At 38.2% G+C, this 20,905-nt stretch carries 21 protein-coding genes; 11 read left to right on the forward strand and 10 right to left on the reverse strand.

Annotated features, from left to right (window positions below):
* Positions 1 to 244: 244 nt before the first annotated feature.
* From CLW00_RS03295 to CLW00_RS03305, 3 genes are all read right to left on the reverse strand, one after another.
* Positions 245 to 1,243, reverse strand: coding sequence for a hypothetical protein (locus tag CLW00_RS03295; protein WP_106132242.1), 999 nt, complete (start codon positions 1,241 to 1,243; stop codon positions 245 to 247).
* The gene (locus tag CLW00_RS03300; protein WP_106132243.1) at positions 1,244 to 2,266 is read right to left on the reverse strand and encodes a hypothetical protein; all 1,023 of its coding nucleotides are present in this window, start codon (positions 2,264 to 2,266) and stop codon (positions 1,244 to 1,246) included.
* 216 nt (positions 2,267 to 2,482) lie between these two features.
* Positions 2,483 to 3,445 carry a hypothetical protein gene (locus tag CLW00_RS03305; protein ID WP_106132244.1) on the reverse strand — a complete coding sequence of 321 codons (963 nt, stop codon included), beginning with the start codon at positions 3,443 to 3,445 and terminating at the stop codon, positions 2,483 to 2,485.
* A 1,054-nt stretch (positions 3,446 to 4,499) separates the two neighbouring features.
* Between CLW00_RS03305 and CLW00_RS03315 the strand changes: the two genes are divergently transcribed.
* From CLW00_RS03315 to CLW00_RS03335, 5 genes are all read left to right on the forward strand, one after another.
* The gene (locus CLW00_RS03315) at positions 4,500 to 4,766 is read left to right on the forward strand and encodes a DUF493 domain-containing protein (RefSeq protein ID WP_106132246.1); all 267 of its coding nucleotides are present in this window, start codon (positions 4,500 to 4,502) and stop codon (positions 4,764 to 4,766) included.
* Positions 4,767 to 4,777: 11 nt separating this feature from the next.
* A complete protein-coding gene (locus tag CLW00_RS03320) occupies positions 4,778 to 5,005 on the forward strand; it encodes a 4a-hydroxytetrahydrobiopterin dehydratase (protein ID WP_106132247.1) in 228 nt (75 codons plus the stop codon).
* A 2-nt stretch (positions 5,006 to 5,007) separates the two neighbouring features.
* Complete coding sequence (gene rsmI, locus CLW00_RS03325; RefSeq protein ID WP_106132248.1) at positions 5,008 to 5,697, forward strand: 16S rRNA (cytidine(1402)-2'-O)-methyltransferase; 690 nt, start codon at positions 5,008 to 5,010, stop codon at positions 5,695 to 5,697.
* A gap of 36 nt (positions 5,698 to 5,733) precedes the next feature.
* Positions 5,734 to 6,525 carry an inositol monophosphatase family protein gene (locus CLW00_RS03330; protein ID WP_106132249.1) on the forward strand — a complete coding sequence of 264 codons (792 nt, stop codon included), beginning with the start codon at positions 5,734 to 5,736 and terminating at the stop codon, positions 6,523 to 6,525.
* A 117-nt stretch (positions 6,526 to 6,642) separates the two neighbouring features.
* A complete protein-coding gene (locus CLW00_RS03335) occupies positions 6,643 to 9,627 on the forward strand; it encodes an AsmA-like C-terminal region-containing protein (RefSeq protein ID WP_106132250.1) in 2,985 nt (994 codons plus the stop codon).
* Here the strand turns inward: CLW00_RS03335 and CLW00_RS03340 are convergent, their stop codons facing one another.
* Positions 9,628 to 10,533 (reverse strand): AEC family transporter, encoded by a 906-nt coding sequence (locus CLW00_RS03340; RefSeq protein ID WP_106132251.1) that lies wholly within the window; start codon positions 10,531 to 10,533, stop codon positions 9,628 to 9,630.
* A 143-nt stretch (positions 10,534 to 10,676) separates the two neighbouring features.
* Here CLW00_RS03340 and CLW00_RS03345 point away from each other — a divergent pair, with 143 nt between their 5' ends.
* Positions 10,677 to 10,907, forward strand: a complete 231-nt coding sequence (locus tag CLW00_RS03345; RefSeq protein WP_106132252.1) for a hypothetical protein — start codon at positions 10,677 to 10,679, stop codon at positions 10,905 to 10,907.
* On the opposite strand, the gene CLW00_RS03350 is transcribed toward CLW00_RS03345, so the two are convergent.
* Entirely contained in the window at positions 10,904 to 11,278 is a 375-nt protein-coding gene (locus CLW00_RS03350; protein ID WP_106132253.1) for a UDP-glucuronosyltransferase, read from the reverse strand. The genes CLW00_RS03345 and CLW00_RS03350 overlap by 4 nt on opposite strands.
* A gap of 173 nt (positions 11,279 to 11,451) precedes the next feature.
* On the opposite strand from CLW00_RS03350, the gene CLW00_RS03355 reads away from it, so the two are divergent.
* The 5 genes from CLW00_RS03355 to CLW00_RS03375 all read left to right on the forward strand — a co-directional run bounded on the left by CLW00_RS03355 (position 11,452) and on the right by CLW00_RS03375 (position 17,023).
* Positions 11,452 to 11,790 (forward strand): hypothetical protein, encoded by a 339-nt coding sequence (locus CLW00_RS03355; protein WP_245917158.1) that lies wholly within the window; start codon positions 11,452 to 11,454, stop codon positions 11,788 to 11,790.
* Positions 11,791 to 11,854: 64 nt separating this feature from the next.
* Positions 11,855 to 14,119 (forward strand): TonB-dependent receptor, encoded by a 2,265-nt coding sequence (locus CLW00_RS03360; protein ID WP_106132254.1) that lies wholly within the window; start codon positions 11,855 to 11,857, stop codon positions 14,117 to 14,119.
* Between the two features lie 182 nt (positions 14,120 to 14,301).
* A complete protein-coding gene (locus CLW00_RS03365; protein ID WP_106132255.1) occupies positions 14,302 to 15,285 on the forward strand; it encodes a TRAP transporter substrate-binding protein in 984 nt (327 codons plus the stop codon).
* A complete protein-coding gene (locus CLW00_RS03370) occupies positions 15,282 to 15,752 on the forward strand; it encodes a TRAP transporter small permease (protein ID WP_106132256.1) in 471 nt (156 codons plus the stop codon). The genes CLW00_RS03365 and CLW00_RS03370 overlap by 4 nt, the downstream gene beginning before the upstream one ends.
* On the forward strand, positions 15,749 to 17,023 hold the full coding sequence (locus tag CLW00_RS03375; protein ID WP_106132257.1) for a TRAP transporter large permease: 1,275 nt from the start codon (positions 15,749 to 15,751) through the stop codon (positions 17,021 to 17,023). Before CLW00_RS03370 ends, CLW00_RS03375 begins: the two co-directional genes overlap by 4 nt.
* 114 nt (positions 17,024 to 17,137) lie before the next feature.
* On the opposite strand, the gene CLW00_RS21835 is transcribed toward CLW00_RS03375, so the two are convergent.
* The 5 genes from CLW00_RS21835 to CLW00_RS03400 all read right to left on the reverse strand — a co-directional run bounded on the left by CLW00_RS21835 (position 17,138) and on the right by CLW00_RS03400 (position 20,856).
* Positions 17,138 to 17,365 carry a DUF6364 family protein gene (locus CLW00_RS21835; protein ID WP_425437938.1) on the reverse strand — a complete coding sequence of 76 codons (228 nt, stop codon included), beginning with the start codon at positions 17,363 to 17,365 and terminating at the stop codon, positions 17,138 to 17,140.
* 219 nt (positions 17,366 to 17,584) lie between these two features.
* On the reverse strand, positions 17,585 to 17,869 hold the full coding sequence (locus CLW00_RS03385) for an addiction module antidote protein (protein WP_106132258.1): 285 nt from the start codon (positions 17,867 to 17,869) through the stop codon (positions 17,585 to 17,587).
* A 3-nt stretch (positions 17,870 to 17,872) separates the two neighbouring features.
* The gene (locus tag CLW00_RS21805; protein ID WP_342747901.1) at positions 17,873 to 18,070 is read right to left on the reverse strand and encodes a type II toxin-antitoxin system RelE/ParE family toxin; all 198 of its coding nucleotides are present in this window, start codon (positions 18,068 to 18,070) and stop codon (positions 17,873 to 17,875) included.
* 421 nt (positions 18,071 to 18,491) lie between these two features.
* Complete coding sequence (locus tag CLW00_RS03395) at positions 18,492 to 19,655, reverse strand: DUF4221 family protein (RefSeq protein WP_106132259.1); 1,164 nt, start codon at positions 19,653 to 19,655, stop codon at positions 18,492 to 18,494.
* 88 nt (positions 19,656 to 19,743) lie between these two features.
* Entirely contained in the window at positions 19,744 to 20,856 is a 1,113-nt protein-coding gene (locus tag CLW00_RS03400; protein WP_106132260.1) for a DUF4221 family protein, read from the reverse strand.
* Positions 20,857 to 20,905: the final 49 nt, after the last annotated feature.

Raw genomic sequence — 20,905 nt, forward strand, 5'->3', positions numbered from 1 at the left:
CTGATTTTTTTCCACATTACAAAATTACAAAGGTTTCCCTATAGTGAAACAAAAAAGTTGGTTTATTTTTTACAAAATGTCTTCTTGTTGGGGTTTTGGTAATCGCATATAACGTTTTGGCGCTTGGCGCAGTGGGGGATAAGATGCATTACACTTGATTGCAAGCAAGATGTACTAAAGTACGAAAAGGATTCGGTTTAGCACTAAAACCCCCATTGCAGCCAAACGCGTGTTAGCGGCAGTTTTATTTTTGGAAGTACGACCGTTTTATAACTACTAATGTAACCAGGCTTAAAAAGTATGCACACTTCCGATTAATTAAACTAAAGAAAAAATCTGAGTCTACTATATCAACGCTTTGAATGTTATTGTCTTGGGAGTTTTTCAAATGAAAAAATCTATTACGAATCGTAATGATAAAACTTGAGAATTCTGGAAACTTAATTGAAATCTTTGAATTTTTTTTATTCCTTGGTTCTTCAAAAATACTTTTATCACAGATGCTGAGTATTGTATTGTATACCCTTTCATTATACTCTTCCAAATCAGAAATGATATTTATATCGATAGATAACCTTTTATAATCTTTTTCAACACTCATTACATTTTCAATAAAATCTTTAAAAACTTTTAGTTCTCCCTTGTCTTTGTCGCCACTAAATAGAGTTTTTAAAATGTCGAAAGATTTTGAAAAGTCTTTTGTGCTGGCTGCATACATTACCGGAAATGAATATGAAACGAACTCTAATATTCTGTATAGATGTAAAAATGCAACGGTGTGATTTTCTTTTGAAGTATGATAATAAAAGTTAGAAAACTCATTATTAAGTGACTCAAAAAAGTTTTTATTTCTATGGACTGCTCTTCTATCAGAAAGCACATCTGATAAATCCTTCAATGAGAATGTATCCGAAATATATTTAGGTAAAATTTCTAGATTAGATTTACACTTTGTTTTCAAAACTTCGAGAAGGTTTGATATTGCTGTCTTTAAGCCTTCTTCAATAGACGTTTCACTTTTACTTTCTTCGCCTGCTATTGAGACAGGCTTTTCAACTGGATTCAAGAAATCTCGTGTTTGCTGAAATGTAATCTCTCGAAATGTCTGCTTTATCTGAATATTCCCAATGATGCCTCTAAGAATTAAATAAAAAGCTGGACTATTATTAATTTTCAAGTTAGGATATTGAGTAAATATTCTATCCTGTTCATCAATCTCTGAAAATTCAAAAGGCTCAACCATTTATTCCGTAATTGTTAATTCAAAAAAGACTTCAGCTAATTCTTCGATATTGAGTTCTCGATATTTCGCCAAGTTTTGAATAAATTCTTTAGATAATTCTCTTCTAAATTTCCCTAAATTGATTTTGGATAGATTTAGTATTTTGAAGGCTGCTTCAAATTTTTGAAATTCAATTTCAAGTTGATTAGAATCTAACATATTTAAAAGTTGAAACGAATTATTAAACCCTACACTAAAGCCTATAAAATTATTGGCGGTTTGCAACCAGGTTAAACAATATAAGCTTTGGGAATGCCTTGCAACAAAAGCTATTACATCATAAAATTCGATCTGGTTATTTGAAATATCATTGTCCAATATTCTACCGACAAGAATCTCATCCATTTTTTCTTCGATAATCTTAGAGTTCTCGTTATTGACGTTATTTGTCAAAAATGCCATATACCCTTTCGCAATATCTCCAAGGCTGAAAGAGTTTTTTACTGGGTTTTCAAACTTTTCTTTTTCAGTTTGGACTGTGATTGCTAATTGTTCAAAGTCGAAAAGTTCTTTTGTTAATATTTCAATCTGATGTCTGGGGGTCATTCCTTTTTGCCCATTGTTAAGGGTTATCATTCGATACAAAAGTTTGTCTTTGTTGTCGGCGATAATTATGTTGAAAAATATTTCTTTATTCCCATTGAATCCTTCCTTTTGAGATGCTCGCTCAAGTGTAGTAAGCCTTTGTATGCCATCCAAAATAAAGCCATGTGAGATATTTTCATTTATATAATTACTCAATTCTTCAAGGCTATTTACATTGTTTTCCTTACTGACAAACGCAAGCGTCAAAGGCGGCATTAGACAGCCTGCCAAAATATCCCGTTCTAACCTCTTGTAAAACTTAGAATCTAATATTTTTCTTTGCTCTTCAAGTTTATTGATAAGTGGATAGATTTTTTCCAGGGTGTATTTGTAGTCAGTCTCGGCTAAACCGCAAATACCACGAATCACATCGTCATGTGCTATATTGAAAATTTTCATTTGCTTTAATTTTACTCTAAAATACGTTTTTGTTGGTAGACTGTTTGTTATTCTCAGGGTTTTGTGAAAATTGCCGCTAACGTGATTCAGCTTGGAGACGGCGGGCTTTAGGAGCCGTTCCCATCCAGCCTACTCCTAACTTCTTAAAGATAGTAAACTTTCAATTTACTCTGAACCGCCCGCTGGATCCAAGGTGATGTTATAGCACGTTTATTTTCATTCATCAATAACTTTAAAAGAATTGAAGAATTGGTTAGCCATTCTTTTATAAACTTCTTCATTTTCTTCAACTATCGGATATCTTGTTCTTAACCAATAAGTGGACTTTTTTCCTAATAGTAATTTGTCTAAAACTAATTCATTTTCTAAAGTATCTTGACTATAGGACTCAAAAATTGCTTTAGGATGAGGTATGTTTGCATCTACAATTATCTCCGATTGCCCCATAGCAATAAGGATCTTAACCAAATAATTTTCTATCGTTAGAGTATCATTACTGTTAAATTCAATATCAACTATCCAAAACTTAACACCGTACTTATCAAGCAAATAACCATTAAATTTTTCATCGTCAATAGATAATACAAGATTCTTAGGTGTTTCTGGGAAAAACACTTCAATATTTTCTGTCTCTTGAAAGATTGGAAAGTCAATGGATTTGTTCAACATTGAATCAATCTTGTATTCCCAATAATCCTGCTTAGCCCTAATGAGGCTATGATTTGTTTCTCGATCATACAATTTTTGATATTGCCTGTCTCTTTGGATTCTGTCAATTACAAATTGGTGGGTTTCTGAGTAAGTAAGATTTTTTTCTTTAATAGATTGGTTAATCTCTGTTGCAAAATAATGGGCAAGTTTTAAATGATATGCTTCGTGTCTGATCAAGTAATCGCTTGCATGATGTTTATGAATGAATGAATGAAATCGATCAACAATTACAGCCACCTTTACCTCTGGTTTATCTAATATCCTATAGTTGTAAGAAATTCTTGCAGCCGCTTTTCCTTCATAAAATGGAGGTCTGCGTAAGAAATCGCTTTCATCAAGAATTGAATCTTCACTCCAAACTTTGTGCTGTTCAGGGTTAGTTTCTTTGCTGGAGACTTCCAAAAAGTAACAAACTATCAGCATTGCCGAAAAAATAATAATACCAACTAACCTGTAAACCCTTACCATAAAGACAATTTAAAAATCTTTGATAAAATCAGGTTTATAAGAGATAAGGCAAATTCAGCCAAGCAAACTATAAATACAGATAAAATAATTAAGTTTGAATAGCTTCCTATCTGATAAAACTTGTTAACCAAATTCAAACTGATTCCAATCAAAAGAAAAATAAATAAGGCAGTGATTAGATTGTGAATCATCCTTCCCAATATTCGATTTCTCCTTTTGTGTTCCAAAAAATAAAATCTATGTTTAAGGAGAATCGGACCTAAAATAACCAAACTGAGAACAATATATTTTGAATCAAACAAACTTAGGTTTCTGAATAAAAAAGCAAGTGATAATAACATCAAGGCAGCAAACAAAGAAGAAAGGATTTCTCTATATGAAAAGGACCTTAAAAACTCTTTCATTTGAATTCTACCTTTAAATGGTTCATTGATCTAATGTGCTATAACTTGTATATACCCCTGACAACTTTCAGGCTTAGCTAACCAACGATCGATAACTAAGCCTAATTTTGATAGTGAATTTATCAGAGTTATTTTGATCCTCTAAACCTAACCATTTCCCATTACCCAAAAAATACCCTGTACTGGGTATTTTTCATCTAAACCAAAAGATAAAAGCTCCTCGAAAGGAGCTTTTAGTACAATTAAGGGATATGATCAACTTTGAACACTTGCCAAAGTTGAAATTACCAGAACGGGATTCAGCTTGGAGACGGAGGGCAATCCCTATGGGAGGCGAGCATTCGGATACGTTTCTCTTCACGCCACTATAGCGTATAGCATTCCAATTGAGAGTGAAAAGTGCCATTATGGCGCCTACATCCGAATTATCTAAACTTAAAACTAACTCTTAAATATCCAATCTGTCCAGAGAACTTTTTATTTGACCAAAACCCTTTTTTGTAATGTGTGTGATTACCAGCCTTCCAGCAGGAAGTACTTTACGGTTGGAGTTGAATATTTCCTCAGAACTATAAGAAACAGGAAACCTTTTGGAGATTAAAGTAGGTTAAACTTCGAAGTATGCTTTATAAGTTTTAATTTAGAGAAATATGAAAGACACCTTTAATCGGGAATCATTTAAGGAAAAACTGGATGCTCAATCTTCATTTCCATCCTTGTACATGTTTAAATTCATTGTGCCAAATGGTAAAGAAGAGGAGGTAGGAAAGTTATTGCCCAACAATAAAATGGAGCTTAAACAATCCTCAAAAGGCAAATATGTATCGGTGACGATCAAAGCCATGATGTCCAGTTCTGATGTTATTTTGGATATTTATGAGAAGGCATCAAAAATTGAAGGTGTCATTGCACTTTAAACAAAAAAACTATGTGGAAAGAAGAAAATAATAAATTGAACAGAACTTTTGAATTTGGTGACTTTCAAGAAGCCTTTGCATTTATGACCAGGGTGGCTTTCCTTGCTGAAGCACAGGGCCATCATCCTAATTGGAGTAATGTATACAACAAGGTAACCATTGAGCTTACCACGCATGATGAAGGCAATAAAGTGACAGAAAAAGACCATAAATTGGCCAAAGCCATCGATAAGATTTAAACATGTCGGAACAGGAAGCAACACAGGTAAATCTCTACCTTGTACCTACTCCTATTGGCAACCTCAAGGATATTACCCTTAGGGCTATAGAAGTACTCAAATCCGTAGATGTAATCCTGGCTGAGGATACCCGTACCACGGGAAAGCTTCTCAAGCATTTGGAGATCCAAAGACCACTTCAGAGTTACCATATTTTCAATGAGCACAAGACTGTAGAAAAACTGGTAGATCGCTTAGAAAAGGGAGAAGTAATGGCTTTAGTAAGCGATGCAGGCACTCCGGGGATATCTGATCCAGGTTTCTTATTGGTCAGGGCGGTAAAAGAGGCAGGACTCACGGTCAATTGCCTTCCAGGGGCTACTGCATTTGTCCCTGCTCTTGTCAATTCAGGATTGCCAAATGACAGGTTTACTTTTGAGGGGTTTTTACCTCATAAAAAAGGTCGAAAAACTCGTATAGAAAACCTCTTGGAGGAAAATCGTACAATGATCTTTTATGAATCCCCACACCGCTTGATGAAAACGTTGGAACAACTCTCGGAAGCTTTTGGGCCTGAAAGGATGGCAAGTGTATCCCGTGAGCTTACCAAATTGTATGAAGAAAATGTGCGGGGCACGCTTTCTGAACTGATCACTTACTACCAAGAGAATCCAATCAAAGGAGAGATTGTATTGGTGGTGCAGGGGAAATAACAATCACACATTTTTAATTTCAAAAAAACTTATCCTATGAATGACCTTTCGGAAATTCTCACAAAAACTATAGAAACGGCAAAAACAGCAGGCGCATTTATCAGAAATGAGTCCAAAACATTTGATAGAAGTAAAACCGAATCCAAAGGATTGAATGACCTTGTCTCTTATGTCGATAAAGAGGCAGAGAAGATAATTGTCAGCAGGCTCAAAGAAATCCTGCCAGAGGCGGATTTTATAGCAGAAGAAGGTACAGCAGTTCAGAGTGGCAAAGACTACACATGGATCATTGATCCCTTAGATGGTACAACCAATTTTATTCATGGTATTCCCATATTTGCAGTCAGCATTGGCCTGAAACACCACGATGAATTGGTTTTGGGAGTAGTCTATGAAGTCAATTTTGATGAATGTTTTTATGCCAGGAAAGGAAATGGCGCCTTCATGAACGGCAAACCTATTCATGTCAGTAAACCAGCTACACTTTCAGAAAGTCTTGTCGTAACGGGCTTTCCATATTCTGCATTTGAAAAGATCGATGACTACCTGAAAATCTTAAGAAAGCTTATGGAAACATGTCACGGTTTGCGAAGGCTGGGATCAGCTGCTACAGACTTATGTTATGTTGCCTGTGGAAGGGCAGAAGGATTTTTCGAATACGACCTCAAACCATATGATGTAGCTGCAGGTGTTGTAATTTTATCAGAGGCAGGCGGAAGCGTCTCGGATTTTTCAGGTGGGAATGATTTTTTGTTTGGGAGAGAAATTTTGGCAAGCAATTCGCATATTCATCCAGAGTTCCTTACAGAAATCCAGAAAATCTGGTAACCCCGTATCTTTACCTGAATTTTGCAATTGATTGTGTAACAAGTACCATTGCGAAATTCAGGTTTGATTCCTCACCTTTGAAACGGGATTACGTATAATCCTAAAAATCATTTTTGTATGAAAAAGAAACTTTTGATCGCGGCTTCTATATTTATCCTGATCTTGGGAATATTGGTAGCATTGCCTTTTATTTTCAAAGACAAAATAGCTGAAAGAATAGACCGTGAAATCCAAGCCTCTGTAAATGCTCAGGTTTATTATGATTTCAACAATATCAGCTTGAGCATCTTCAAGAGGTTTCCCCATATTTCAGCAACTATAAGAGAATTTGGCATTATCGGGAATTCCCCCTTTCAAAATGATACCTTGGCTCATGTAAATCAATTGCAGGTTGATTTCAATCTTAGATCGGTTCTTTTTGACGACTACCCCACACTCACCGGTCTTCACCTTGATGGTGGTAGTCTCTATGTCAAAGTACTTGAAGATGGTATAGCAAATTATGACATTACATTTCCATCAGAAGAACCCACTACAGAAAGTAATTTCAAATTAGCAGTGGATATTATTGAGGTAAATGACCTTGATTTGATATATGATGACCGTCAGTTAGATTTTTTTATGGCTTTGGGTCAAGTCAGCATGGAGGGAAGGGGCGATTTCACAATGGATGTCTATGACCTGCCTATGCAAATGGAGGCTTACATTGCAGATGTTTCATATGAGGGCACCAATTACCTAAGGAGTAAGCGATTCAAAGGAGAAACTGTTTTGAATGTGGATTTGGAGCAATTTAAATTCACCCTTGGTGATGGCAGCTTCAGCCTCAATGACTTCCTCTTTGACCTTCAAGGCTTCATAGCATTACCGGAAGACGACATCGAAATGGACCTAGCCTTTGAAGGTCAAAACAACACCTTTAAAAGTATCCTATCATTGGTCCCAGGGATTTACACAGAGAACTTTGATAAGCTTCAAACGTCCGGAACCATGGATTTTAGAGGTATTATAAAAGGTGTATACAATGAAAATAGTCTTCCTTCTTTTGATATTTCACTCAAAGTGGAAGAAGGCATGTTCCAATACCCAGACCTTCCAAGACCTGTAAGCAATATTAACGTGGACATGCACATTTTGAATGCAACAGATAATTTGGACAATACCTCCATCAATATCTCTCAGTTTAACATGACTTTTGGAAGCAATCCCATATCCGGGAGGTTTGCTCTAGCCAATTTGGTGGATTACACCATGGATGGTGTACTAAGGGGAAAGCTGAATTTGGATGAATTGACCTCTATTTTTCCCGTAGAAGGAATTACTCTGAGGGGTATACTTGATGTAGATGCAGCCGCCAAAGGAAAATACGACTCCATTGCCCAAATTATCCCAACAATAAATGCCAAGCTTGCACTTAGTAATGGATTTGTAAAAAGTGATGAATATCCGGCACCGATTGAGCAGCTGAATGTAAATGCTACCATTATGAACCCTAGTGGTAAAATGGACGATTTTGTGGTAAATCTTTCCCAATTTGGGTTTGAATTGGAAGATGAGCGTGTCACTGGAAATATGCGCATCTGGGATTTCTCACAACTCAACTGGGACGGCGCGCTACAAGGCTCGGTAGATCTAGGTAAAATGTTAGCCATTTTTCCTATGGAAGACATTATCATGGAAGGCAAGCTTAAAGCAGACCTCCAAACCAAAGGGTCGTATGCTGATGTGGAAGCAAGCAGATACAATAGGATTGACATGCGTGGAGAAATGGGCTTAAGTGATTTTTATTTCAATTCTAAAGACCTACCGCAAGGCGTCAGAATCAACAATTCGGACCTGGAATTTTCACCTCAACGAATCAACCTAAAGAGCTTCGATTCCAGACTCGGTCAAAGTCCACTAAAGGCCACCGGCTTTTTATCCAATTACCTCGACTATTTCTTAAAAGAAAACGAGGTTTTGACAGGTCAATTGAACCTGTCCTCAAGCAAGTTTGACATCAACGAATGGATGACATCCGACACTTCAGACACCACAGAATTAAGCGTAATTTCATTGCCAACCAATATTGACTTTGCAATGGCTGTCAATATGGATGAAGTACTGTATGACAACCTCAGTCTAAAAAATGTCAGAGGCAATCTTGCTATCAAAGATGGTGTCCTCCGATTCAGAGATGCTGCCATGAGTACGCTTGGTGGGCAAATTAGCATGAGCGGTAGCTATGATCCAAGAAATATTACAGAACCTCTTTTTGCCTTCGACCTTGACATTTCGAGTTTAAGTATTCCTAGAGCTTTTGAAAGCTTCAATACTGTAAAGGCGTTTGCACCTATAGCCCAACACCTGACAGGTAATTTCAATACAAAGTTAAATTTCTCAGGAAAACTTGGGCCTGACATGATGCCCATCTTATCTACGCTTGATGGAAAAGGTCTGTTAAGAGTTGCGGAAGCTGCATATCAGAATCCACAATTGCTTCAGGCGGTATCCCAAGTCACGCGATTGAATGAATCCAATAGCTTTCAGCTAAGAAATATCAATGTTCCAATAGAAATCAACGATGGCGTAATGGAGGTCAGGCCATTTGAAGTACGACTCTGGGACTATCAGGCCAATATTCAGGGAAGTACTTCTTTTGACGGAAGTATCAACTACCTCATCAATATGCAGGTACCTGCTGGAAAATTTGGTTCTTTGGCCAATAACCTTCTTTCAAGTATTAGCGGAGCTCAGACAGCAGAATCTACCATCATACCAGTTGCATTGAATCTGGGAGGTACTTATGCAAGTCCACGGGTAAGCCTTGCAGGTGGAAACAGCATCGAAAACCTCCTAACCAGTGCACTACGCTCCAGAGTAGGTCAAGAAAGGGACAACATCCAAGAACAAGCTACGCAACAATTTAAAGCAGCAGAGGACAGCATTAAAAGGGCGGTAAAATCCAGGGCAGAATCAGCACAAGACAGTGTCAAAAGAGAGGCTGAAAGAAAGGCTTCGGAAACAAAAGACCGTGCTGTAGAAGAGGCAAAAAGTGTTTTGAGAAATGTCCTTAGACCTCAGAGGCCTACCACAAAACCCGATACCACGAGTATCCCATAATCAACCCAGAATAAAATACCATACTGCTATTGTCAGAAAAGACAGAGGTATCCCTACTCCCACGAGTAGGGATGCCAGTTTTGGTTCCAAGTCATGGGTAATGGCAATGATGGATCCTGTGATCATTGGCGCCATTGCAGCTTCGATCACCGACACTTTGAGCATCATTCCTTTCAACTCAAAAACAAAGGCATAAAGGACAAATATCACCAATGGGATCAAAACCAATTTGTAAGCCAAACCCATCCATAGATATTTCGAACTGATGGAAGCCATACTGATTTTGACCTGAAGGCCTACAGCTGTCAAGGCTATGGGGGTCAGGGTAGCGGCAACAACATCAAGTACGGGGAGAATCAGCGCTGGGGTTTCAAGGGAAGAAATATTCATTGCCATAGCAAGAATGAAAAATATAAAAGGGGGAAAAGTCAGGATTTTTTTGGTGACATCTCTCTTGCGTTTTTTCCCGACACTATATATAGATGCCACCACCACTGCAACACTACTTACAATTATAAATGACCCTGCCTGATCAATCAAAAGAGCAATTTTGACCGCTTCTTCACCATACAATGCCTTCACGATAGGAAATCCAACAAAAGATGTATTGGCAAGGCCTGCTGTGATAATGAGACATCCCGTCAACCCATCAGACCATTTTAGGTATTTCCCGAGACTTCCAAAGATTATCCAAGAAAGCGCAAAACTGATCCAAGCAGAACCTATCGGCAAGAGCAATTCAAATTTAAGCTCCACTCCAGGAAGGTATTTCAGTGCCAAAGCTGGCAGCACGATATAAATCAGATAGTTGTTGAGGTAAGTGGCAAACTTAGCAGGGATAAAGCTGACTTTTTGAAGGATAAGTCCAGTAATCAAAAAAACTACTATCAGAATAAAATTGAGCATGTGTCTTTGAAATGCGTAAAATGTTGGTAGATGACAGCGAAATTAAACCAGACTTTTTAAAAATTTAACAGAAGGGTAATTAATTGTTAACCAATCACCAATGATAAATGAGTTGATTTGTAGAAACAAAAAATTAAGCACAAATGACGAAACTTATACCCATGGACATCAAAGGCGAAAAGGTCATCCAATTGGCTCAGCTTACCATTGATCAGGCCAATGATTTCCGAAGCTGGCTTCCACAATCAAGTATTAAAACAATAACGTTTCAAGGAATGGAAATCAATGATTGCGTTCCTTTTGAGACCTACAATTATTGGTTTAGGACTTACCATGTATTGTCTCGTCATTATGAGACCATTTTGGATTTTTAACGTAAACCATAAGTTTTTCTTTTTTCGGAAAAATACGCTTCCAGATCGGGATAAACTGAGCTTTCGGCTTCAGGTATCCCACTCAGAGTAAGGGCTATATTTCCTTGGGCTTGTTCAGGATTGATATCCATCGTCTCAATCATAATTATAATCTCCTGAAGGGTAAGAGGCAATTTAGACGAAGCTGGATTGAGGTTAATTTCATTACCGTAAAAATCAACAGCTTCAAAATAGTATGTACCGTCCATCACATTTGCATATATACTGATTTCCTCACCCCATTGACTTTCTGGGTAAAGCAATTTGACCAGCATAGCATTTGGACCAGTACCATCAAAGTAGCGCTCAGGTCTAAAATCAAAATTAATCATAGTCGAAAATTACAGAATTTATTACACTAAAATATATTTAGCCTTACCTAAATATTTATTTTGCTTTGCGATAAAAATAAAAAAGGTATGTCTAACTTAACAATGTTTGTTATATTCGCGTTGATTAGATGCAATTTGGAATAATGAAGCTTTGGAGAAACATATTACCGCTAATGAGCCTACTGAGCTTAGCTTTGATGCTAAGTATTTTGGCCAATGGTGTATTGTTCTTCCATTCGCATGAATTAGAAAACGGTAAAATCATTACACACGCCCACCCAATTTTATTGGAGGAGGAGAGTGATGATCCTACTGAACATGGTCATACCGAAATGGAATTGATCATTTTGGATTTGATTGCACATGGAGAATACTTTGCGTTTCATTTCGAAGTAGCAGTTCCTGTTGCCCCTGAGTTCAACGCCACTATTGTATCAACATTTTTATCACATGAATTTTTTCAAGCCATATCCTTGGGTTTTGATCTCCGAGGTCCTCCCACAATTGGCTAAAATCATTTAAACAGCTTTCAGCTGCAATTTTCTTTTTTTTTAAAACAAACATCAAATCATAACCATGAGAGTATTATTCGTGGCCCTAACACTCCTGTTTGCAATGGGAGTGAGCGCCGCCCAAGACATTTCACTTTCAGGAAAAGTGGTGGACAAAGATTCCAAAATGCCAATTCCTGGAGTTTCAGTGTTTATACCTGAATTAAATAGAGGAGTAGTCACAGATTTAGACGGAAACTTCAGTCTGGCATCTTTACCAGACAAAAATCTAACCTTCCAAATATCATTTACAGGCTATGGCACTGAAGTAAAAACCTTCAATCCCAATAGAATGGGGACATTGACCATCGAGCTGGAAGAGAGTACTACTTCTATGGACGAAGTGGTAGTATCAGGGGCCTACGTTATGAGCAAAGAAAGCTCACCTATCAATATTGAAAAAATCAACAAAAGTGATATCCTGAAAATGCCTTCACCAAACTTGATGACGGCATTGGCAAGGACTCCGGGAGTAAGTGAAATCTCCTTAGGTCCCGGCATCAGCAAGCCTGTGATTAGAGGACTTTCTTTTAGCAGGGTATTATCCGTCTATCAAGGTGCCAGATTTGAAAACCAACAATGGGGAGCAGATCATGGACTAGGGATGACCGAGACTGGTATTGCAGATATTGAAATGATCAAAGGTCCTGCATCTTTAATATACGGTTCAGGCGCTATGGCTGGGGTAGTTCACTTGATTGAAGAACGTGATGCCTCTGCCGGTGAAATCAATGGAGATGTGAACCTGAGGGGCTTTAGCAACTCATTGGGAGGAAGAATCGATGCTGGGGCAAAGGGTGCCAGTGAAAATGGTTTTGTCTGGTCACTGAGAGCAGCTACTGAATCTCATGCTGACTATTTAGACGGGGATGGCAACACTGTTGGCAACACAAGATTCAATACACAAAATATCAAAGCTGGAGTAGGTCTGAAAAAAGACTGGGGTGATACCCGAATCAGATATACTTATCTTCAACAAAAACTCGGCATTCTGGAAGAAGATGAGCTCGATGAGTTGGTAACTACAAGAAATGACCGTAGCATGCAGTTGCCTTTTCAAGATGTAAGAGACCACTTTTTCAATTCAGAAACCAATGTCTACCTTGGAGAAGATAGGCTCAAAGCAACATTTGGATTGCACATTAATCAAAGAAAGGAAATTGAAGACGACTTTGATGAGGTGGATCTTGGGCTCAACCAAAGCAACTTCATGTATGATCTTAAGTATTTTAAGTCACTAAATGAGCATACTGAATTAATTTTTGGGGTGCAAGGATTTTACCTTAACAATGCCAATATGCCTGAAGCCGTGGAAATCCTTATTCCTGATGCTACCAAGGACGATCGTTCTGCATATGCTTTGGTGAATTATAACAAAGACAAATGGGTCCTTCAAGGTGGATTAAGATATGACTGGAGAAAAGTAATAGCGGATGCCAGTGCTCCCAATCTTGTGGATTATGGATTTATCTTGCCCGGAGAACCTGCAAATAGGAGATTAGAGAGAACATTTGATGGTGTAACTACCAGTGCAGGCGCCACATTCAGACCTGATTCAAATTGGAGGTTCAGGTTGAATATTGCTCAGGGCTTTAGAGCTCCTGATTTGGGCGAGTTATTTTCAAATGGACCACACCCTGGCACCAACAGGTTTGAAAGAGGCAATGCAAACTTTGAAAGAGAGCAAAACCTACAGACTGATTTTGGTATCAGATATAGCAGAAATGGCTTTAGTATCTCAGGTGAGGTATTCTACAACCATATCAACAATTACATCTTCTTCTCTCCTACTGATGAAATGATGGGAGACCTTACCATATGGGAATTTGAACAAGCTGATGCTAGGTTGTATGGAGGTGAAATCGAGTTCGATTACCAACCTGCAGGAGCCAAGTGGATCAGTTTCAATTCAGGTTATAGCATGGTAATAGGTCAGCGAAGATCTGATTGGAGCTTCTTGCCTTACATCCCTGCTTTTAGATGGACACAGGGGATTGATTTCAGATTGAAAAACTTTGCAGGAATCCAAAGACCTTACATCAGTCTTCTTGGCTCTGCAGTTTTTGACCAAAACCGTGCAGCACCTCTTGAAGAGGCTACTCCAGGATATTACTTGTTGGGATTGAATGTAGGAGGAAATGTGCAAGTAGGTAACAATACTTTAGATGTTTATCTCAGTGGTAGCAATATGCTTAACCAGACCTATCTTGACCATATGTCCTTATTTAGGCCTTTTGGCATCAATCAACTCGGTAGAAATATTGCTTTGAATGTGAGGGTACCTTTTTAAAGGTAAACAATCCTCAAAAAAAGCCTTTCCGGAAAATTCGGAAGGGCTTTTTTTATATCCTCCTATTTCAAATTTGCAGGGTATAGAAACCGAAAATCAGGACTTTTGCCTGATACCCATATTTTTATAGGCATTTGTACTTTTTTCTATTACCTTAATTTTCCCTATAACCTATCTTCAACATGTATTTCGCATACCGCTGCTTTATACTCTTATTGGTGATCTCGACACTGAGCTTTTGTCAATCAAAAGAAGAAAATGCTGAGTTCACGCTTCGTTTTGGCCACATTGTGAATGAGGATAATACCTGGCATAAAGCTTCAGTAAAGTTTAAAGAAGAAGTGGAAAAAAAATCCAATGGCCGCATCCAGGTTAAAATTTACCCCAATGAACAGCTTGGAAAGGAAATGGATATGGTGACGGGGATTCTGAGTGGTTCGGTGGACTTGCTGATCACCGCCGAATCATTGGAAAATTGGGGCCTACCATTATCAATTTTTTGCGCCACACCCTATGCCATTCGGGATTCTGATCATCTTAGAAAAGTAGCGGGAGGTACGATTGGAAAAGAAATAGAGCAACATATTGAGGATGTGGCTGGACTTAAACCTATTGCCTGGTTTGAAAGAGGTGCCAGAAACCTCACCACCAATGTCCCCATCAGACATCCGGACGATCTGAATAACCTCATTATACGGGTGCCTAATGTGTCTTTATTTGTAGCCACATGGAGTGCTTTGGGCGCCAAACCTACCCCAATGGCTTTCTCGGAGATCTTCACAGCACTTCAACAATCTACCATACACGGTCAGGAAAACCCTTTTTCCCATATCCGAAATGCAGGCCTGTATGAAGTACAAAAATATGTCAACCTCACCGAACATGTAAAAGGATGGGCTTATGTCGTCATGGGCAAAAAGCAATTTGATAATCTTCCAATAGAGCTGCAAGAAGTAGTCATGGAGGCAGCTGAAGCGATGCAATCATACGAACACAGCCTTTTTGCGGAGCAGGAAAAACTGGATAGAGAATATTTACAGGCCAAGGGGATGGAATTTGTCGAAGTAGATAAAGAAGCTTTTCAAAAAATCGCGGGTGAGGCCGTGGTGAGGAGTTTCAATGAGCAGCAAAAGGACATGTATAAAAGAATCCAAGCCATAGAATGAAAAACTTGAACTTTGAAAAGCTTCTGGAATTGGCAGTAATCTGCAGTTTTGTAGTGATGATGCTAAGCGTCTGTCTTCAGGTGTTTTCCCGCTATGCCTTGCCTTGGTCACCTTCTTGGACCGAGGAGTTGGCGAGGTTCTGCTTTATCTACATGGTCAGCTTGGGGGCTGGATTAGCTATCAAAGACAGAAGCTATGTCAGTGTAGGGGTGATTTTTGACAAGCTTGCCCCAAGATCGCGAATCATTTTAGAAAACTGTATTCTCAGCTGCATTGGGATCTTAATGGGTTTTATGCTGGTGCACAGCGTACCTTTGATTTACATTGTCACCTTACAGCAATCTGCTTCCATGAAACTCAACATGGGAATGGTTTATTTTTCCATGTTTGCCATGAGCGCCTTGGTATTGGGGTATGTCATGAGGGAAATCATCATCAACAGTAAAACCCTAAAGCTGCTCAAATGATACTACTGCTTTTCATCATTTTTATCTTGTTGCTGCTTATAGGTATCCCAATTGCTTTTGCATTGGGATTGTCTTCGTTTTTTTACCTGATTTTTTCTGATCTGCCTTTTATTGTTATTCCTCAAAAAATGTATGCAGGGATAGATGTTTTTGTTTTACTGGCAATCCCTGGTTTTATTTTGGCAGGCAACCTGATGAATGCAAGTGGTATTACGGGAAGAATCATCAATTTCTGCAATGCCATACTAGGCCATGTCAGAGGTGGCTTGGGCTTGGCCAATGTAGGGGCCTCTATGCTTTTTGGTGGGATTTCAGGGACGGCTATTGCCGATACTGCGAGTATTGGCGCAGTCATGATTCCAGCTATGGAAAAAGAGGGTTATGATAAGGAATTCTCCTGTGCGGTTACAGCGACTTCATCCACTTTGGGGCCGATTATCCCTCCAAGTTTGCCGATGATCATTGCAGCAACCCTGACGGGACTTTCGGTAGGGAAGTTATTTGTGGCAGGAATAATTCCGGGAATTTTGCTTGGAGTTGGGCTTATGGGAATCACCTATGTGATTTCGGTCAAAAGAAATTACCCTAAAAAGAAAAGGGTGAGTGCCATGCAGATGGCCAAGAGTTTTTATCAGGCTTTTTGGGCAATCATGATGACCGTATTGATCTTATTTGGAATCATCGGAGGTGTCTTCACCCCTACTGAGGCTTCTATTGCTGCCGTGGTCTATGCGATTGTGATCGGACTGTTTGTTTACCGAGAACTGAAACTTTCCATGATTCCCCGCATCATCTTGGAATCTGCCAAAACCACCGCTTCCCTGATGGTCTTGGTGGGCTTTGCCAATCTCTTTGCCTGGATCATGACAGTGGAAGAAATTCCTCAGATGATTGCCAATGGGCTTTTGGGTTTCACGGAAAACAAGCTGATGATCCTATTGCTGATCAATGTTCTGTTGCTTTTTGTTGGCGCTTTTATGGAAACCATTGCTGCGCTTCTGATACTATTTCCTGTTCTGTTGGGAGTGGCCATGCATGTGGGTGTGGATCCGATACAGTTTGCCATGATCATGGTGGTCAATCTGGTGATTGGGCTGACCACGCCACCAGTTGGGATTTGTCTTTTTGTGGCTAGCAGTATCGGTAATATTTCCTTGGAAAAAATCAGCAAAGCTGGACTCCCTTTTCTCTTGGTGAGTCTGTTTGTGCTTTTTCTGGTAACCTATGTGCCAGAGGTTTCACTTTACCTGCCGAGTTTGTTTTATGATTGATTTACCATGAAAAATGAAAGTTTGATTTGCGTTTTTCATGGTAGAAGGATGGGTATTTATTTGGATATTGTCAACAATATAAAGCCCAACCCTTTTTGCTGTATTACAAATTCATTATGAATATTTTTTGTCAATGTAATTTCTGTAATCATTTTTTTCGTCATAATCACATGGGATAATTCCGGTCAAACTTTCATCCAACGGACTAACCGATGATTTTTCCTTTGAATCCCTTGATAACGAATTTAAATAGTTCTCTACGAGTTTGGACAGACTGACCCTATGGCTTTTTGCATATATTTTGGCTTCGCCTATAACGTCCTTATCCAGATTTAAAGTCAGCTAGGTCTTCATGACACAGTTGTTTACGTGGAAAATAAAAAATTATTACGTAAGTTGTGTTTTGAAGACGTTTTTTCTATGATCCGTGATTCAGCTTGGAGACGGCAGGCATTCGGAGACGTTATCTTCCAACCTATTCCTAATTTCTTAAAAGTACTGGTTTTCATAGTTAATCGGAACGACCCGCTGTATCCAAGGTGATGTTGTGGCTTCGTTTTTTTACGTCGATATAGGGTTTATTCTTAATTGACCGCCAACAGCTTTTAATACTTTTATTATTGTTTCAAATTGAGGCTTTGAACCTGCTGATAGGGCTTTATACAAACTTGGTCTACTCATGCCAGTTTCTTCCGCTATTTTGGACATCCCAATTGCTTTTGCAATGTGCCCAAGTGCAACAACAACATCATCATTATCCCCTTCCTCCAAAACAGAATTTAAATATTCAGCAATCATTTCTTTGCTGTCCAAATAATCTGCAATATCAAATTTTGATGTTTCCATTTTTTATTTTTTTATCCTTTTCCAAATTTTCTTTGCTTTTTCAATATCCTTTTGCTGAGTTGACTTTTCTCCACCCACAAGAAGAATAATTATTTTCCCTTCCCTCTCCTTGAAGTAGATTCTATATCCTTTGGCATAGTCTATTCTCAATTCATGAATCCCTTCACCAACGGGTTTACAATCCCCGAAATGTTCATCAATTTCAAGTTTTTAGATTCTGAACAAAATTTTTGCTTTTGCTCTCAAATCCTTCAATTTTCTCAGCCATTTGTCAAATTCAACAGTCTTCTCAATAAAAAACATTTAATTACCTGTCTTCATTTGGATACAAAATTACATCATTTCTCTAGATTAAAAAAATTACTTCGTATTGCCTGGGGTTCTTTTAAAATGTGCCACAAAAGTTCGCTCCACGAAACTACTTCGCTATTTGTTCTATATGTCATACATAGCGAAACAGTTGCAGATATATTTTAATAATCTAAATCTAATACCATAAAAGGTAATCTCCTCTTATCTGAAATTACAAATTCATTTTGATAAAAAGGCGAAGTTACTTCCGACAATGTGCGAAACACGCTTAGCGTACTTGCCAAATTTCAGTCACATGGATTTATAGGATTCAGACCCCACCAAAGCTCATCCTCACAAATCCCAATTCATCATCCACATTCACGTAATACCAGATTTTCCCGTCTTTGACAAAGGCAAAAGTAGGCACACTGCCCAATTCGGTAAGATCTGATTCACCTAGAAGATTAAAATTTTCATCCAAAACGCTCAAAAATAATTTGGATAAAGGCTTTTCTTCGGCTGATTGAAATAAGGGCCAATCAGTATTTCCCGTGGGGCTTGTTTCGAAGGAAAACCTGTAATACTTTTTGTTTTGTTCATCCCAAATCAATGGCTGAAAGTTGATTTCTGCATATATGTCTTCGATGACTTCCCTTAGCTGCTTCTCTGACTTAACTTCTGATGGATATCCGCCTTTCTTAGCTTTTGCCGATAGTTGAGGAGTATAGTCCACATGGTAAACACTGTCTTTTTTCAAATCCAAAATATATAGATCTGTATAGCCTGTGCTGGATAAAACCAGCTTATCCCCAAACTTTTGAACAGTTTTTATAGAAGTAATAATCGTAGACAATTTTTCAGTAGTTCCATTCACCACATAATCCGGCAATTCATCTTCACCGGGCAATTCCATTTTTTTAATGGTTTTGGCTTCAAAATCTACTTTTGACAATGATCCTTTCGGGCTCTTCCAAGGGTTTATCAGCAAACCGTAAACCACATCTCCGCCTTCTAAAGCAAAAGATTTGTTGTGAAAACTTTCTCCTTCTAACAAACTGTCTCCTTCAAACTTATCCTTCTCTATCTTTAGGTGCGATAACTTTTTGCCTTTAAGGTCAAATATGCCCATTCCCTGATGGATTGCGAGTATAATTTGATTATCATCCGGCAGACTCATCCAATTGACAAAGAACCCGACTCCATTTGGCCCTTCTTTTTCGAAAGGTACTTTTCTCTCCAATCCCAATTCATCAAGATCGATAATGTCTAAAGTAAAAGCCTGATTGTCCCATAAATAAAGCTTGGAGTTATCCGAGTTCATCGTGCTTGACCACAGGCCTCCTCTAAGGTTGATGATTTCCTCTCCTGGATCCACTACCACAGTATCCATTTGGAAAGTGATATTTGAAAAGTCAGTTGTGGTTTCAGTTTCATTCCCGCCTCCACAGGCAAAGATGAGTGTGGAAAGTAGCGCTATTGCATAGTTTTTCATAAAAGAGGAAATTTGAACATCAATTTAACCACTATTCTTTTAATTCAAAAAGGAAAATTTAGAATATAGTTATTGGGATCAGGTTAAATCAATCTAGGCTTATCTTTACAAAACCCAATTCATCTTCCACATTTTCGTGAAGCCAAATGCTGTTATCCTTCCAAAAATAAACTTGGGGTATGGTGTTCATTTCAGGAATGAAAGATTCGCTCAACAGTTTGAAGTCCTTGTCATAGGCTACTAAATGGATATCAAATTTCAAGGGTAAATCATCTGTCTTTTCCCTTACCTTCTTCATAGTGAATCTGTAGAAGTTGCCATTTGATGGATTTCTGACAAGTTGCTTGTATTCGATTTCAAAATACATCTTTCGAGCAATGTCTTCGAATTCATCGCTATCCTCCGTTTCATTTTTGTATGATCCTGACTTACCCGCTGACAATTTATCAGCTTCAACCGTTAGTTTTTGGATTTCATCTGTTAGAATATTATAAGTGAAAATGTCATTATTGGAGGTATTTGAAATATAGATCAAGTCATTAATCTTTATCATATCAATTGGCTGTATAATTGACTTCATCGATTTACCGCTCTTGAGGGTAACATTGAAGTCATTGATGACTTTCAATTCTTCAATTTCTATTTTTTCCATTTGATCCTTTTCCAGGTCCACCAAAGCAAGGAATTTGAAATCACTTCCTCTGGAGTATACAGGGCTTACGAATTTTGTAGGGGTATTCAGAAAGCAGAAATTATTCGTAAAACGATCTGAAGCTTCTTGCAATTCTTTGAAAAATTCGAAGTCCCTGAATCTTACTTCATTAGTTTTATTGCCCGCTACATCCAAAAAGTTCAAACCAAAATAATTGCCAAAAACAAAAAGACTATCTCCCAAAAAATAAAATCTGCTAACATTTTCACCCACACCTTCGGGACCCTCTTGTTCGATGTTGATCCTATCCTTGATTGATAAATCTTCAAGATCTAATACTTCAATCTCAGCGGTTTTATTGCTATAGTGATATAGAGTGGAAAGTTTATTATCAAAATCACTTAAAAAAAGATTGGTGGCCCCCATGATTATTCCTCCTTTGGAGTCCACCATCACGGTATCCATTTTATAATCAAGCTGACCGTCACTGCCACCTTTTGGGCTACATGCAAATCCAAGGATTAAAAGAACAATCACCAGGTATCTCATAGAATTAAATGTTTAAGCTAACCTAAAGATATAATTGTAAAGATGAAAG

This window comes from Mongoliibacter ruber (assembly GCF_003003005.1).
GTDB lineage: Bacteria > Bacteroidota > Bacteroidia > Cytophagales > Cyclobacteriaceae > Mongoliibacter > Mongoliibacter ruber.